This window comes from Celeribacter marinus (assembly GCF_001308265.1).
Taxonomy (GTDB): Bacteria; Pseudomonadota; Alphaproteobacteria; order Rhodobacterales; family Rhodobacteraceae; genus Celeribacter; species Celeribacter marinus.
This window is the reverse complement of sequence record NZ_CP012023.1, coordinates 2,062,342-2,076,007: the sequence shown is the minus strand read 5'-3', so window position 1 is coordinate 2,076,007 and position 13,666 is coordinate 2,062,342. Positions and strand designations below refer to the sequence as shown.

The window sequence follows — 13,666 nt, the reverse complement described above, 5'->3', positions numbered from 1 at the left end:
GATTGGGGCGGCCTTTTTCGTTGGCGTTTGGGGTGTCGCGGTGTCAGGGATGGCCTAGCTGCGCAGGCCCGTCTCGTATAGCAGGCCCATCTTTTTCGCCTCGTAATAGTAGCCTTTGGCGTACCATTTCATCGCGCCGTCGATGTTGCCGCCAGACACCAGATAGGCGCCTTTGAGATATTTTCCCGCCCATTGCAGGTTCACATTCGGGTCGAGGAGTTCGTCGGCGGGGCCACGGTGTCCCATGGTGCGCGCCGTTTGTGGCAGGATTTGCAGCAGACCCCAATACGGCCCATTGCGCGCCCACGGGCGGTGGGTGCTCTCGCGCACGGCTTGGCGGTGGATCAATGCGCGCGGGATCTCGTAGTGGTCGGCCCATGTGTTGATGAGGCCGCGCAACTCTGGCGTCTCGTTGGGAAACATCGGCGGATTGTAGCCGCGGCTGGTCTCAAGAGGGGCGGGCGCTTTGCCACAAGCGATCAGGGCGAGGGGGGCGAGGAAAACAACGCGGCGGGAAATGTGGGGCATGGATAACCTTTGTCACTGAGTATGCGCGACAGGACCATGCGCAGCCCCTATTGCCAAGCGTGATTGAATGGGGTGGCGGAAATTTGCGCGTGGCTTGCCGTCAACGGGCAGCCCAAAAGAAAAGGCCCCGCCAAAACTGGCAGGGCCTTTCCAAAGTCATTTGAGCGACGATTATGCGTCGTCGGAAGCAGCGTCATCACGATCGTTGTCGTCAGCGGCGGAGCCGATTTCGTCAAACAATTCGGAGATTTCGAATTCTGCTTGTGCTTCTTCTTCAGCGGCCAATTCCTGAATGGATTTGCCTTCGGCTTGAAGTTCGGCTTCTTCAGCGGAGCGAGCGATGTTCAACGTAACAGTCGCGGCGACTTCCGGGTGAAGCTGGATCGTCACGTCGCGCAGGCCAAGCTCTTTGATCGGGTGACCGATAATGACTTGTTTGCGGGAAATGGTGAACCCACCTTCGCTTACAACTTCTTCGATGTCGCGCGGGCTTACGGAGCCGTAAAGCGCACCGGAATCGGATGCAGAGCGAATGACAACGAATTTGGTGCCGTTAAGTTTGGCAGCCAATGCGTCGGCTTCTTTTTTGGTTTCGAGGTTCTGTGCTTCGAGCTGTGCTTTGCGTGCTTCGAAAGCTGCGATGTTTGCAGCGGAGGCGCGCAATGCTTTTTCCTGTGGAAGCAGGAAGTTACGTGCGTAACCCTGTTTTACAGAAACAACATCGCCCATTTGGCCAAGCTTGGCCACACGTTCAAGAAGGATAACGTCCATTGTTCAGTACTCCTTACTTAACGGCGTATGGCAGAAGAGCGAGGAAACGAGCGCGTTTGATGGCACGGGCCAATTCACGCTGTTTTTTCGCAGATACTGCGGTGATACGGGAGGGAACGATTTTGCCACGCTCAGAGATGTAGCGCTGCAAAAGACGGGTGTCTTTGTAATCGATCGCGGGTGCATTGTCGCCAGAGAACGGGCAGACTTTGCGACGGCGGAAAAATGGTTTTGCGGCCATGTTAAAGGTCCTTTCCTAGATCTTACGGGCGACGTGGGCGGCGCTCTTCGCGCTCGTCACGTTTTTGCATCTGGACGGAAGGCAGCTCTTTGTGCTCTTCGACCTTGATGGTCATAACGCGCATCACATCGTCGTGCAGGCGCATCAGGCGTTCCATTTCCTGCACGGCAGCAGGGGAGCTGTCGGTGCGCAGGTAGGAATAGTGGCCCTTGCGGTTTTTGTTGATCTTGTAAGCCATCGTTTTGACGCCCCAGTACTCGTGATCTACGAGTTTGCCGCCGTTGTCGGCGAGGACAGTACCAAAATGTTCGATGAGACCTTCGGCTTGTGCGTTGGACAGGTCCTGACGCGCAATGAAGACATGCTCGTAAAGCGGCATGAGTGCTCCAGTTCTATATCAAGCGTATTTCATAGGGCGGGCGTTTGGCCTTTCCGCAGCCCGTCCACGAGAGTCTACGCGGTTCATAAATCCTTTGCGGAAAGGATGTGCTCTTATACGGGTCTGTTTTTGTGGCGCAAGGGGAAAGGCGTGGATTTGGCCTTGTTTTCTTCGATATTTCACGTTTTTGGGCGCGATATGTGACCTATGGTGCGCGGCGGCGGGGGGCGGTGGGGCTGTTGGCGTCGAATTTGCGCAACTTTGCCATATTATCGCCGCGTTGGGCGGCAAAGATTGCTAAAGATTAACCAAAAACGAGCGTGCAATGTCCGATCTGTCAGCATCCACCGGCTTTTCTACATCCCCTAGCTTTAAGGCGTCTACGATTGCGCGCCATGCCACAAATTACGGCTACCGCGTAACACGCGCCCGTCCCATGCGTCTGTGGCTTGACGGGGTTGAGGCCTGTGTCGCGGTTGCGGGCTATGCGGGCGTGTTGATGACCGCCGGATTATGGATATTGCCAGGGTCCGTTGTCACTGCAAGTGTTTTGGGGATCAAAATCGGGTTATCTCTCTCGTTCGGGCTCACTGGGTTGTCGCTTTTGCAGGTGGCGGCGCGGGGGCTTCACCGCGAGGTTCAGGTGGATCGCAAACGCTCACAGATCAGGCTGGTGTGGCGCAATCGCAAGGACGAGACCCGTTTGGCCAACGTGATCGGATTTGATGAGATCGGGTCGTTGTTTTTACGGCGCTCCGCGATGTCGGGCGGGCGCACACGGTTGTTCGTGCGGATCACATCGCTCAAGACGCCCGTAGAGTTGTGTTCCGGCTCTGAGCACGAAATGCAGGGGCTGTGGAATGCCATGAACGTGAATTTACATGCGCCGACTGGCATACAGTCGGTTGTTCCAACGCCATTTGGATCGGCGCGTGTCGGGCGCGCGTACCCCGCAGCGGAGCCTGTTGGAAAAGCGGTATAGCGCTCTGCGATAGAATCGCAAAACGGCACGAATTGGGCGATATCGCGCATTGTGAGCGGGCGGCGGCGGGCGTGTGTCGAAAAGCGGGCAGGTTTAAAGCCATTCAATGTCATCGAAAATTTTAGTAAAATTTAGATACCAAAGATTGGTAAATAAGTGAGGGTTTTAGGCCCTGATTTTGTGACGTCTTTTTTTCAAGGTTTTGAAAACGTTTAGGTATATGGCGATTTGGGCCGTTAACCAATCTGTTCTCTTTTTGTAGGCTTTTCCCGATGGATGGGCGTAGATTCACCGCACAGAGAAGGTGAACCCATGACACTCGTTGAAACATTCAAATCTTATGCACGGCGTGAGGCCGGCGCGGTTACGGTGGACTTTGTTGTCCTGACTGCGACCGTGATGATGTTGGGTGTGGGCGTTTTGACAACGGTGTCGCGTGGATCTCTGGATTATGCGGGCGCATTGGACGAGCACATCAAGGCGATTGAGATTGGCGTTGGCGGCTCGGATACGGGCGGCGGGTCTGGTGGAAGCGCGGGCGCGGGTGTTGGTGGCGGCCAGAACTAAGCTTGGGTGACGCGCGTGAGGGTCGTCATTGGGCATCTGTATGCCATTCCGCAGACTTGCTCTCACAGCCGTATGATTTGCGCCTTTGACTTGCCGTGAGGCGTAGCGCCCGTTATTCCCATGTCCCAAAGACGTTTAACGTGAGGGACAACCATGACACGCGCATTTGTATTTCCAGGGCAGGGTGCCCAGACAATCGGTATGGGCAAGGCGTTGGCCGAGGCCTATCCCGCAGCCAAAGCTATTTTTGACGAGGTGGACGATGCCTTGGGCGAAAAGCTGTCTACGCTGATTTGGGAGGGCGATATTGACGCGCTCACATTGACCCAAAACGCACAGCCCGCTCTGATGGCGACCTCTTTGGCCGCTTTGCGCGCGCTTGAGGCAGAAGGGTTCAGTGTTGCGGATGCGGCGTTTGTTGCGGGTCATTCTTTGGGTGAATATTCGGCACTGGCTGCGGCGGGGGCAATTTCGGTGGCTGATACCGCGCGCCTGTTGCGGACCCGTGGTCAAGCAATGCAAGCGGCGGTGCCCGTGGGTGTTGGCGCAATGGCGGCGCTATTAGGACTTGATTTCGCAACCGTGCAAGAGGTGGCTGCCGAGGCCGCAGCCGAGGGCGAAGTGGTCCAAGCCGCCAATGACAACGATCCCGGACAGGTGGTTGTGTCGGGGCACAAGGCGGCTGTCGAGCGCGCGTGCGAGATCGCCAAAGCGCGGGGCGCAAAACGTGCGGTCCTATTGCCGGTATCGGCACCGTTCCACTGTGCACTGATGGAGCCCGCCGCACAGGTTATGGCGCAAGCGCTTGATGATGTTGAGATTTTGGCACCGTGTGTGCCGTTGATCGCCAATGTCGAGGCCGCAGCGGTGACTGATCCGGCGCTCATCCGGTCCTTGTTGGTTAAGCAGGTCACAGGCTCGGTGCGCTGGCGTGAAAGTGTCGCCTACATGGGCGCGCAGGGCGTCACCGAAATCTGGGAAATCGGGGCAGGCAAGGCCTTGTCCGGCATGGTGCGCCGCATCGACCGTGACATCGCGTGCACCGCGATTGGCACACCCGACGATATCGCAAAACTCAAAGCGTAAGCGCGAAGCAGGCGCAGGTATTCAAAGCGGAACACGCTTTAAGAAAGGCAGTAATATGTTTGATTTGACAGGTAAAAACGCACTTATCACAGGTGCATCTGGTGGCATCGGTGGCGCAATCGCCAAGGCGCTTCATGGTGCGGGGGCGACTGTTGTGTTGTCTGGCACGCGCCAAGAGCCGCTTGACGCTTTGGCCGCCGAACTGGGCGAGCGGGCGTATGTGTTGACGTGCAATCTGTCCGACAAAGACAGTGTTGAGGCACTGCCGAAACAGGCGATTGAGGCCATGGGATCGGTCGATATTTTGGTGAATAACGCAGGCATCACGCGCGATCAGTTGTTCATGCGCATGTCCGACGACGAGTGGGATAGCGTGATCAACGTCAACCTCACCTCGACCATGCGCCTGTGCAAGGGCGTGATGCGCGGCATGATGAAGGCGCGTTGGGGTCGTATCGTGAATATTTCATCCATCGTCGGCGCCACAGGCAATCCGGGTCAGGCGAACTATGCGGCGTCCAAGGCCGGTATGGTCGGCATGTCCAAATCGCTCGCCTATGAGGTCGCATCGCGCGGAATCACCGTGAACTGTGTGGCGCCCGGATTTATCGCCACGGCGATGACCGATAAGCTGACCGACGAGCAAAAAGACAAGATCAACGTGCAAATCCCCGCTGCCCGTATGGGCAACCCTGAGGAAATTGCGGCGGCTGTGTTGTATCTCGCATCTGCCGAGGCAGGGTATACCACGGGCGCAACAGTGCATGTGAACGGCGGCATGGCAATGCTCTAAGGCCTATGTTGCGTTAAGGCTTTGTGTCATTGGCGCGAAGTTTTAACGTAGGGTTACAAATGATTTGCCCTCCTCGTACAGTGTGCTATAGGCGGGCCGAGTTAGTTATGAGAGTGTAAAATTCTCGTAGCCATGTTTGGGGTTTTCGGAAATCAGGACTTGAAAAAGTTCTCCCGATCCCGACATGATCTAAGCGGCCCGAGGGCCAAGACCAAAAAGTGGGCATCGGGCCCCATATATGTGAGGAAAGAATATGAGCGACATCGCAGATCGCGTTAAAAAGATCGTCGTCGAGCATCTCGACGTTGAAGAAGACAAAGTAACTGAGACGGCGTCTTTCATCGACGATCTTGGCGCAGACAGCCTCGACACAGTTGAGCTGGTTATGGCCTTTGAAGAAGAGTTCGGCATCGAAATCCCTGACGACGCTGCTGAAACAATTCAGACATTCGGCGACGCAGTGAAGTTCATCACTGAAGCTTCCTAAGCCTCACCGCTTAGACAGAATTAGAAAACGGCGCGGCCTGAAAAGGGCGGCGCCGTTTTTTTGTGTTTGGGTGGGGGCGTTGACCGAGTGCGCGGCGTTTCAGCGAATGGCAGGTTGGAGCCGACTTTGACAGATGCTGCGCGTTGCGCAAATGTCTGCTATGTGAATGGAAGCTAACTTAGCAAAGCTTCTACTTTTCAGTGGCGCGTCCCGAATAGGCTTAACTATTACTAACTATTTGCAACAGTCAGGAACGGGCAAGTTCTCAGCAAAGCCTCCGCCACGGCTTCAACAAATCTATCTAAACGTTTGAACGGCGCTTCGTTCTTGAAGCCCACGCATTTGCAGTTTTGCGATAGTGAGATTGATACGCTCGCTTTCGCGATTCACGGCCGTCAGACGGATCCGAGAGTTCGAGCAGAGCTATCCGAGAAATAGCAACTTCATCGAACGCCTCATGGTGGTGAATTCCATGCCTTGCTCTAATTTCCGGATCGAATTCCTTGTCAAACGTCTTAATAAACTTGCCAAAATCCAATCCATGATTGGGAACCGCGCTTTTAACTGCCTTAGAGAGCACTTTTAGCCGTTCTCGAAATTGATAGAATCGCGCAAAATACATTTCACAACAGTATTTTAAGTGACTTTCGCGCGTAACGGGCGCGCGGGAAAATGGGTAGCGCCGAAAATACCATTCGACATCGCGAAGCGCATTTGCAGTGCTCAATAGCTCCAGGTAACAAGTCACGACCGCATGCTCTAACTCCATCTCAAGCGAGAACTTGAAATCTCCAGCATGTTTTTCGGGAGGCATGAATTCGTCGTCAAAATTGAGCGTATAGCCGATGTGTGAACGCTTCCATTCTCGCCAACCAGGATACTCTTGTAGCTTATGCATCCAATCCCGATGTGCGATCGAAATTCGTTCTTGAGCTGTACTACTGGGGGGCATCTTTTTTTCAGCTCGTTTATTGCTCGCAGGAAGCAAGCCTGATTTACATCACTAAACTAACCTAGCAAGACAATCCAAGTAAATTCAAGTGCTGGTCGGGGGCAGAAAGCTGCCATTGTCGTTGACCGAGCAGACTGTGACTTAGTCCCGCAACGCAGTCATTGAAGCTTAAGCGCTCAACCAACATCACTCACCAAAATCCGCCAATCCGCCGTTAGGGGGCGAGCGGGGTCTTTCATCGGAGTGCGCACCCGTGTAATAAACGTCTAAACAAAATTTTAGAGGGGGCAGAGCACATGCGCCGCGTCGTTGTCACAGGACTTGGAATGGTATCACCGCTTGCATGCGGTGTTGAGGAAACATGGACGCGTTTGCTCGCCGGAGAATCGGCCGCAGGCACGATTCAGCGGTTTGACGCGAGCCATTTGGCCACAGACTACGCGTGCGAAGTGCCGCGCGGTGATGGCAGCAACGGAACGTTCAACCCCGATGACTGGATGCCCAAAAAAGACCAAAAGAAGGTCGATGATTTCATTCTCTACGGTATTGCGGCGGCCAATCAGGCGCTGACCGATGCGAATTGGTTGCCCGAGGACGAAGAGGACCGGTTGCGCACGGGCGTTCTGATTGGGTCCGGCATTGGCGGGTTGTCGTCGATTGCGGATACGGCAATTTTGCTTAAGGAAAAGGGGCCGCGCCGTGTGTCGCCGTTCTTTATCCCCGGCTCGTTGATCAACCTGATCTCGGGTCAGGTGTCGATCCAGTATGGTTTCAAGGGTCCAAACCACTCTGTTGTGACGGCCTGTTCGACGGGGGCGCATGCCATTGGCGATGCGGCGCGTTTGATCATGCTCGACGATGCGGATGTGATGGTTGCGGGCGGTGCGGAAGCCGCGATTTGCGAATTGGGCATCGCGGGCTTTAACGCGTGTAAAGCGCTGTCCACCAAACGCTCCGACGATCCCAAAGCGGCGAGCCGTCCCTATGATGACGACCGTGACGGGTTCGTTATGGGTGAGGGTGCGGGCATTGTTGTGCTTGAGGAATACGAGCACGCCAAAGCGCGTGGCGCAAAGATTTATGCGGAAATTGTGGGTTACGGCCTGTCGGGTGACGCCTATCACATCACGGCACCCGCGTCGGATGGTGATGGTGGCTACCGTGCCATGGAGGCCGCAATCAAACGTGCGGGTCTGACGCCCGATGATATCGATTATATCAACGCGCATGGCACCTCGACCATGGCCGACACCATCGAGTTGGGCGCGGTCGAGCGTCTGATGGGCGATGCGGCGTCAAAGGCCACGATGTCGTCGACCAAATCCTCCATCGGCCACTTGTTGGGCGCGGCGGGTGCGGTTGAGGCGATTTTCTGTGTGCTTGCGATCCGCGATCAGGTGGCACCACCTACGATCAACCTCGACAACCCAGCCGTTGAGCCGAAACTTGATCTCGCGCCCAATGCGAAACGCGAGCGCGAGATTAACGTGGCTCTGTCGAATTCGTTCGGGTTCGGGGGCACGAATGCGTCCCTCGTGATGAAGAAGGTCACGGACTAATGTGGCGATCTATCGCGTCTAACGCATTGACGCTGTTTATTTTTGTTCTCATCGCGGTGGCGGGCGTCATCGGGTGGGGCAAGAACCAGTATACCGCAGATGGACCGCTCTCCGAGGCGATCTGTTTGCGTGTGTTGTCGGGTTCAAATTTCACGCGGGTGTCGGACGATCTGTATTCCCAAGGGGCCGTGACCAGTGCGTCCATCTTGCGGATGGGGGCCAAGTATTCCGAAAAGACATCACAGCTCAAGGCGGGTGCGTTTTTGATCCCTGATGGCGCGTCGATGGATGAGATCGTGGATATTGTCACCCGTGGTGGCGCGTCCAGTTGCGGGACCGAAGTTGTCTACCGCATCGGTGTGAACCGCACGCAGGTGCAGGTGCGCGAATTGGACCCTGCCACGCAAGCCTATGTTGAGACGGCCGAATTCCAACCTGGTGAGGCGGGCGACGAGGGGGATGTGATCCCTGCGGCCTTTATGGCGGTGCGCAGTGCGGCTGATACGCGGTACCGCGTGTTGATCGCCGAGGGCACAACGGTGTGGCGTGTGGTCGAAAGCCTCAAGGATGTGGACGTTTTGCAAGGCTCTGTTGAGGCCGATGAGATGCCCGCCGAAGGGATGCTTGCGCCCGATAGCTATGAGGTTCTGGACGGCTCGGACGTGGATGATTTGATCGCCCGTATGGTGAGTGCGCAAGAGGCGCGGATCGCGGCAATTTGGGCAAAGCGGTCTGATGATCTGCCCATCTCGACGCCTGAGGAGATGCTTACCCTTGCCTCTATCATCGAGAAAGAGACTGGCATTGCCGATGAGCGTCGCCAAGTGGCGTCTGTGTTCGTGAACCGCCTCAATCAGGGCATGCGTTTGCAAACCGATCCGACCGTGATCTACGGTGTGACCAATGGTGTGGGCTATTTGGGGCGCGGTTTGCGTCAATCGGAGCTGCAATCTGACAGTCCGTACAACACCTATGTGATCAGTGGTTTGCCACCTGCGCCGATTGCCAACCCTGGTGTGGCGTCTTTGGAGGCGGCGGTTGATCCGGATACGACACCGTTTATCTTCTTTGTTGCGGATGGAACGGGGGGGCATGCCTTTGCGGTCACGCTCGCCGAGCATAACGCCAATGTCGCAAAATGGCGCAGGATCGAAGCCGATCAATAGACCCCAGAGAGCGCCCTGATGTGGCGCTCTTTTTGGTTGTGCGGGTTAGTATTGTCCTTCGGTTTCGATATGCACAGTCGCGCCGCAATGCTTGCAATGTGTGGCATCGGCATCATGGAGGAGTAAGCCGCAGTCTTTGCATTCAAAGCGGACTTTTGACGGGCGAAACAACACTTGGGCCAGTCGCAAGAACAGCGTGACGCCAAAGAACATGACCCCGATCGACAACAAGCGCCCCGTTGTCCCCTCAAGGGTGATGTCGCCAAAGCCCGTTGTTGTGAGCGTGGTGATGGTGAAATAGAGCGCATCGGCGTAGTTGCGGATGTTGGGGTTGTGGCCGTGCTCAAGCGCGTAGATCAGCCCCGTGGTGACAAAGATGAACACCAACAGGTTGATTGCGGCGACGATCACCTCTTCGCGGCGACGAAAGAAGGTGAAGTCCTGACGCAGGCGGTTCATCAACTGGTAGGTGTGCAAAAGGCGTAATGTGCGCAAAATGCGCAAAAAACCCAAACCTTCGCCCGCAAGCGGCGCGATGAACGAGATCATGGCAGCAATATCGGCCCATGTGGCGAAACTGCGAAAATACCGTGCGCGGTTTTGGGTCACATAGACCCGCGCGGCGAAATCCATGAGGATTAGCACACCAAACACCATGTCGAGCCGCTCGATCAGCGGTGTGTGCACCACAAACGATGTTGCGATCACAAAAACGATGGTGAACAGGTCAAACGCCAAGAGCGCGTAGCGAAAGCGGTGCGCACGGTCGGTTTCACTCTCATAAATCTCATGCAGTGTCGCGGCGAAGCGTTGGGCCATAAACCGGCCTCCCTCTTAGTGCCTGAAACGAGGCTATGGCATTGGTTATGGCCAAAAGTGCGCGCTGTTCAAGGGGGTGACATGCCGCGTGTGGGCGCGGGCGGCTCACTGTCTGAGCGCACCGTGCGCTGCATTAGGCGCGTGTTTGCCCCATCTGTGTCACTTTGAATGGATGCTGGAAGGCGCGGGTCGATGGGCTGACGATACCTGAGGGGGTGTGTAAGCGCACGGTTTGGTCGGGGTTTCTTGTGCAAACAAGTGGCACCGGTCGGGCGTCCCGCGGCTCTTGTGCGGAGGATAACGCAGCATAAGAGGCAGAACTCATGAAAGAGACGTCATCAGTGGGGGATGAGTACGACTGGGCCGAGAAAATGAATGAGGCCGTCGACGATCAATTGAAACGGGCCATTGTTGTCTTGCAACAGGCGATGGAGGCCATAGAGGCGGGAGACAGCGGAGCGACGAAGGGGATCAAGCCATTTTTGCTTGATCTGCATCGCGCACAGCAGTCCTTCATAACCGAAAGGCAAAAACGTGATGAGGACAGACGCAAAAACGGAGGATTGGGACGTGGCGAAGTCGACTTTGACGCCTCCCGATCTGAGATCATTGATCGCTTGGCTAGCCTGTATGCCACGCGACACCCAAGATGCGTTTCTGACTGAACTGGGGGAGGGGGCGCTGACAGCGCTCCCTTTCATGTTCGAGGCATGGGCGTTGGATCATCAGGTGCCGCCCAAGGGCGATTGGCGCACGTGGGTGATCATGGGCGGGCGCGGTGCGGGAAAGACCCGCGCGGGGGCCGAATGGGTGCGCACACAGGTCGAGGGCGCCAAGCCACTCGATAAGGGGCGTGCCAAGCGGGTGGCCCTAATAGGCGAGACCTATGATCAGGCGCGCGAGGTTATGGTGTTTGGCGATAGCGGCATTTTGGCGTGTTCACCGCCGGACCGCCGCCCCAAATGGGTTGCAACGCGGCGCGCTCTTGTGTGGCCAAACGGCGCGGAGGCGATGGTGTTTTCGGGCTCTGACGGCGAGGCGTTGCGCGGCCCGCAGTTTGATGCGGCTTGGGTTGATGAGTTGGCCAAATGGAAAGACCCGCGCGGGGCGTGGGATATGCTTCAGTTCGGATTGCGGTTGGGCGATGATCCGCGCCAAGTCGTGACCACCACGCCGCGCAATGTTGACGTGCTCAAGGACATTATTGCCGCGCCGTCGACCGTTATGACGCAGGCCTGCACACAGACCAATGCGGCGAATTTGGCGCAATCGTTCTTGGAGGAGGTGCGCGTGCGCTATGCGGGTACGCGGCTTGGGCGTCAGGAATTGGACGGTGTGTTACTCGATGAGGAAGAGGGCGCGCTGTGGTCGCTTGCCAAACTGGATGCGGGACGGGTCGATGACATTCCCGAGTTGGACCGCATTGTGGTGGCGGTTGATCCGCCGGTCACTGGGCATAAAGGCTCTGATGAGTGCGGCGTTGTGGTCGTGGGGGCGGTGACACGCGGGGAGCCGCGCAATTGGCGGGCGTTCGTGTTGGAGGATGCCAGCGTGTCGGCGGCCTCCCCAACCGTTTGGGCGCAGGCGGCTCTTGATGCGCGGGCGCGGTGGGACGCAGACAAGATTGTAGCGGAGGTCAACCAAGGCGGCGACATGGTGGAAACCGTGTTGCGACAGATTGATCCGATGGTGCCGTTCAAGGCAGTGCGGGCCACGCGTGGAAAGGCGGCGCGGGCCGAACCTGTGGCGGCGCTTTATGATCAAGGGCGGGTGGCGCACACCCGCAATCTTGGCGCGTTAGAGGACCAGATGGTGAAAATGACCGCACAGGGGTTTCAAGCGAGCGGATCACCCGACCGTTTGGATGCGCTGGTGTGGGCGGTGCATGACTTGATGATTGCTCCCGCAGCGGTGGCGATGCGGCCTAAAATCCGCAGCTTATAGGGTCAAAACCCCAACGTGACTTGAACGGATCGCCTCGGCGGTCCGTTTTGCATTTGTGGGGTGTTGCGCGGTGCGCGGGGCAGCGTGCGCAGGGGTTACGGAGTCTTTTTACCTTTCGTTTAGAACTTGTCTCAACGACGGCGCGGGCATTTGCCAAGAGCGCGAAACGATCAGGAGACGAGAGACACATGTTTGATTTTCTCAAGCGCAGCGTAGACGGACCTCATGAGGTCAAAGCCTCCGCCACAGGTCCAGTCGTAGCGGCCATGTCGGGTGCGGGGCGTGTGGCGTGGAGCCCGCGTGATACCGTGAGTTTGACGCGGGTTGGCTTTACCGGCAATCCCGTTGGCTTTCGCGTGGTCAAGTTGATTGCGGAGGCGGCCAGTGCCTTGCCAGTGGTGGTGCAAAGCGCCACGCAGCGGTTCAACACACATCCGTTGTTGTCCGTCATTGAGCGGCCAAATTCGGCGCAAGGGCGCGCCGAGTTGTTCGAGGCGCTCTATGCCCAGCTTTTGTTGTCGGGCAATGGCTATCTGGAGGCTGTGGGCGAGGGGGCAGTGCGCGAGCTGCATGTGTTGCGCTCAGACCGTATGAGCCTTGTTCCCGGGGCGGATGGTTGGCCCGTGGCGTATGAATATGCGGTGGGCGGGCGCACGCACCGCTTTGCCGTGACGGACGGGGCAACGCCGATCTGTCATATCAAATCCTTTCATCCGTCTGATGATCACTATGGCTTGTCACCGATCGTGGCAGCCGCCACGGCGATTGATGTGCATAATTCGGCGTCACGGTGGTCAAAGTCACTGTTGGACAATGCCGCACGCCCCTCTGGCGCGATAGTTTACAAGGGCGCGGACGGTCAGGCCGCGATGAGTTCGGATCAATACGACCGTTTGCTCAGCGAGATGGAAAGCCATCACCAAGGGGCGCGCAATGCGGGTCGCCCGATGTTGCTTGAGGGCGGATTGGATTGGAAGCCGATGGGCTTTTCTCCCTCCGATATGGAATTTCAAAAGACCAAAGATGCCGCGGCGCGCGACATTGCGGTGGCGTTCGGTGTGCCGCCCATGTTGCTCGGTCTCAACGGCGATGCGACATACGCCAATTACCAAGAGGCCAATCGCGCCTTTTACCGTCTGACGGTGCTGCCGCTTGTGTCCAAGGTCACAAGTTCGGTGGGGCATTGGTTGTCCGAGATGACCGGCGACGCGGTGACGCTCAAACCTGATCTGGACCAAGTGCCAGCTTTGGCCGCCGAGCGCGATGCGCAGTGGGCGCGGGTGGCAGAGGCAAAGTTCCTCACACCCGATGAAAAACGCAGGATGCTTGGTCTGCCGCCTCTTGCGGATGGTGCGCCGTTTGATGCGCAGGAGGTTTAGGATGGATCATGAA

The 13,666-nt window shown here is 56.9% G+C and carries 16 protein-coding genes; 10 read left to right on the top strand and 6 right to left on the bottom strand.

Features of this window, described 5'->3' with window-relative positions; all coding sequences use genetic code 11:
* Positions 1 to 54: 54 nt before the first annotated feature.
* The 4 genes from IMCC12053_RS10430 to rpsF form a co-directional block, all read right to left on the bottom strand.
* On the bottom strand, positions 55 to 528 hold the full coding sequence (locus IMCC12053_RS10430; protein ID WP_062218804.1) for a lytic transglycosylase domain-containing protein: 474 nt from the start codon (positions 526 to 528) through the stop codon (positions 55 to 57).
* Between the two features lie 171 nt (positions 529 to 699).
* The gene (gene rplI, locus IMCC12053_RS10425; protein WP_062218802.1) at positions 700 to 1,299 is read right to left on the bottom strand and encodes a 50S ribosomal protein L9; all 600 of its coding nucleotides are present in this window, start codon (positions 1,297 to 1,299) and stop codon (positions 700 to 702) included.
* Between the two features lie 13 nt (positions 1,300 to 1,312).
* On the bottom strand, positions 1,313 to 1,540 hold the full coding sequence (gene rpsR, locus IMCC12053_RS10420) for a 30S ribosomal protein S18 (protein WP_005852865.1): 228 nt from the start codon (positions 1,538 to 1,540) through the stop codon (positions 1,313 to 1,315).
* A gap of 22 nt (positions 1,541 to 1,562) precedes the next feature.
* Complete coding sequence (gene rpsF, locus IMCC12053_RS10415) at positions 1,563 to 1,919, bottom strand: 30S ribosomal protein S6 (protein ID WP_062218800.1); 357 nt, start codon at positions 1,917 to 1,919, stop codon at positions 1,563 to 1,565.
* A 325-nt stretch (positions 1,920 to 2,244) separates the two neighbouring features.
* Here rpsF and IMCC12053_RS10405 point away from each other — a divergent pair, with 325 nt between their 5' ends.
* From IMCC12053_RS10405 to IMCC12053_RS10385, 5 genes are all read left to right on the top strand, one after another.
* On the top strand, positions 2,245 to 2,901 hold the full coding sequence (locus IMCC12053_RS10405) for a hypothetical protein (protein ID WP_062218796.1): 657 nt from the start codon (positions 2,245 to 2,247) through the stop codon (positions 2,899 to 2,901).
* Positions 2,902 to 3,213: 312 nt separating this feature from the next.
* On the top strand, positions 3,214 to 3,468 hold the full coding sequence (locus IMCC12053_RS10400) for a hypothetical protein (protein WP_062218795.1): 255 nt from the start codon (positions 3,214 to 3,216) through the stop codon (positions 3,466 to 3,468).
* 153 nt (positions 3,469 to 3,621) lie between these two features.
* Positions 3,622 to 4,554 (top strand): ACP S-malonyltransferase, encoded by a 933-nt coding sequence (gene fabD / locus IMCC12053_RS10395; RefSeq protein WP_062218793.1) that lies wholly within the window; start codon positions 3,622 to 3,624, stop codon positions 4,552 to 4,554.
* A gap of 55 nt (positions 4,555 to 4,609) precedes the next feature.
* On the top strand, positions 4,610 to 5,347 hold the full coding sequence (gene fabG, locus IMCC12053_RS10390) for a 3-oxoacyl-[acyl-carrier-protein] reductase (protein ID WP_062218791.1): 738 nt from the start codon (positions 4,610 to 4,612) through the stop codon (positions 5,345 to 5,347).
* 253 nt (positions 5,348 to 5,600) lie between these two features.
* A complete protein-coding gene (locus IMCC12053_RS10385; protein ID WP_009571390.1) occupies positions 5,601 to 5,834 on the top strand; it encodes an acyl carrier protein in 234 nt (77 codons plus the stop codon).
* Between the two features lie 301 nt (positions 5,835 to 6,135).
* Here the strand turns inward: IMCC12053_RS10385 and IMCC12053_RS10380 are convergent, their stop codons facing one another.
* Complete coding sequence (locus IMCC12053_RS10380) at positions 6,136 to 6,732, bottom strand: hypothetical protein (protein ID WP_074906401.1); 597 nt, start codon at positions 6,730 to 6,732, stop codon at positions 6,136 to 6,138.
* Positions 6,733 to 7,082: 350 nt separating this feature from the next.
* Here IMCC12053_RS10380 and fabF point away from each other — a divergent pair, with 350 nt between their 5' ends.
* Together fabF and mltG are read left to right on the top strand one after the other, a co-directional pair.
* A complete protein-coding gene (gene fabF / locus IMCC12053_RS10375) occupies positions 7,083 to 8,345 on the top strand; it encodes a beta-ketoacyl-ACP synthase II (RefSeq protein ID WP_062218787.1) in 1,263 nt (420 codons plus the stop codon).
* The gene (gene mltG, locus IMCC12053_RS10370) at positions 8,345 to 9,511 is read left to right on the top strand and encodes an endolytic transglycosylase MltG (RefSeq protein ID WP_062218785.1); all 1,167 of its coding nucleotides are present in this window, start codon (positions 8,345 to 8,347) and stop codon (positions 9,509 to 9,511) included. Before fabF ends, mltG begins: the two co-directional genes overlap by 1 nt.
* Positions 9,512 to 9,556: 45 nt before the next feature.
* Here the strand turns inward: mltG and IMCC12053_RS10365 are convergent, their stop codons facing one another.
* Entirely contained in the window at positions 9,557 to 10,330 is a 774-nt protein-coding gene (locus tag IMCC12053_RS10365) for a potassium channel family protein (protein ID WP_062218783.1), read from the bottom strand.
* Between the two features lie 323 nt (positions 10,331 to 10,653).
* Here IMCC12053_RS10365 and IMCC12053_RS15845 point away from each other — a divergent pair, with 323 nt between their 5' ends.
* The 3 genes from IMCC12053_RS15845 to IMCC12053_RS10355 all read left to right on the top strand — a co-directional run bounded on the left by IMCC12053_RS15845 (position 10,654) and on the right by IMCC12053_RS10355 (position 13,653).
* Positions 10,654 to 10,995: a hypothetical protein gene (locus IMCC12053_RS15845; protein WP_143090039.1), complete on the top strand. Its 342-nt coding sequence runs from the start codon at positions 10,654 to 10,656 to the stop codon at positions 10,993 to 10,995.
* Positions 10,961 to 12,274 (top strand): DNA-packaging protein, encoded by a 1,314-nt coding sequence (locus IMCC12053_RS10360; RefSeq protein ID WP_143090040.1) that lies wholly within the window; start codon positions 10,961 to 10,963, stop codon positions 12,272 to 12,274. The genes IMCC12053_RS15845 and IMCC12053_RS10360 overlap by 35 nt, the downstream gene beginning before the upstream one ends.
* Before the next feature lie 188 nt (positions 12,275 to 12,462).
* The gene (locus IMCC12053_RS10355; RefSeq protein WP_062218781.1) at positions 12,463 to 13,653 is read left to right on the top strand and encodes a phage portal protein; all 1,191 of its coding nucleotides are present in this window, start codon (positions 12,463 to 12,465) and stop codon (positions 13,651 to 13,653) included.
* Positions 13,654 to 13,666 lie beyond the last annotated feature (13 nt).

Excerpts from the sequence above, each read along its gene's own strand:
- IMCC12053_RS10430 (WP_062218804.1), bottom strand. The coding sequence starts at position 528 with ATGCCCCACATTTCCCGCCGCGTTGTTTTCCTCGCCCCCCTCGCCCTG.
- rplI (WP_062218802.1), bottom strand. The coding sequence starts at position 1,299 with ATGGACGTTATCCTTCTTGAACGTGTGGCCAAGCTTGGCCAAATGGGC.
- rpsR (WP_005852865.1), bottom strand. The coding sequence starts at position 1,540 with ATGGCCGCAAAACCATTTTTCCGCCGTCGCAAAGTCTGCCCGTTCTCT.
- rpsF (WP_062218800.1), bottom strand. The coding sequence starts at position 1,919 with ATGCCGCTTTACGAGCATGTCTTCATTGCGCGTCAGGACCTGTCCAAC.
- IMCC12053_RS10405 (WP_062218796.1), top strand. The coding sequence starts at position 2,245 with ATGTCCGATCTGTCAGCATCCACCGGCTTTTCTACATCCCCTAGCTTT.
- IMCC12053_RS10400 (WP_062218795.1), top strand. The coding sequence starts at position 3,214 with ATGACACTCGTTGAAACATTCAAATCTTATGCACGGCGTGAGGCCGGC.
- fabD (WP_062218793.1), top strand. The coding sequence starts at position 3,622 with ATGACACGCGCATTTGTATTTCCAGGGCAGGGTGCCCAGACAATCGGT.
- fabG (WP_062218791.1), top strand. The coding sequence starts at position 4,610 with ATGTTTGATTTGACAGGTAAAAACGCACTTATCACAGGTGCATCTGGT.
- IMCC12053_RS10385 (WP_009571390.1), top strand. The coding sequence starts at position 5,601 with ATGAGCGACATCGCAGATCGCGTTAAAAAGATCGTCGTCGAGCATCTC.
- IMCC12053_RS10380 (WP_074906401.1), bottom strand. The coding sequence starts at position 6,732 with ATGCATAAGCTACAAGAGTATCCTGGTTGGCGAGAATGGAAGCGTTCA.
- fabF (WP_062218787.1), top strand. The coding sequence starts at position 7,083 with ATGCGCCGCGTCGTTGTCACAGGACTTGGAATGGTATCACCGCTTGCA.
- mltG (WP_062218785.1), top strand. The coding sequence starts at position 8,345 with ATGTGGCGATCTATCGCGTCTAACGCATTGACGCTGTTTATTTTTGTT.
- IMCC12053_RS10365 (WP_062218783.1), bottom strand. The coding sequence starts at position 10,330 with ATGGCCCAACGCTTCGCCGCGACACTGCATGAGATTTATGAGAGTGAA.
- IMCC12053_RS15845 (WP_143090039.1), top strand. The coding sequence starts at position 10,654 with ATGAAAGAGACGTCATCAGTGGGGGATGAGTACGACTGGGCCGAGAAA.
- IMCC12053_RS10360 (WP_143090040.1), top strand. The coding sequence starts at position 10,961 with ATGCCACGCGACACCCAAGATGCGTTTCTGACTGAACTGGGGGAGGGG.
- IMCC12053_RS10355 (WP_062218781.1), top strand. The coding sequence starts at position 12,463 with ATGTTTGATTTTCTCAAGCGCAGCGTAGACGGACCTCATGAGGTCAAA.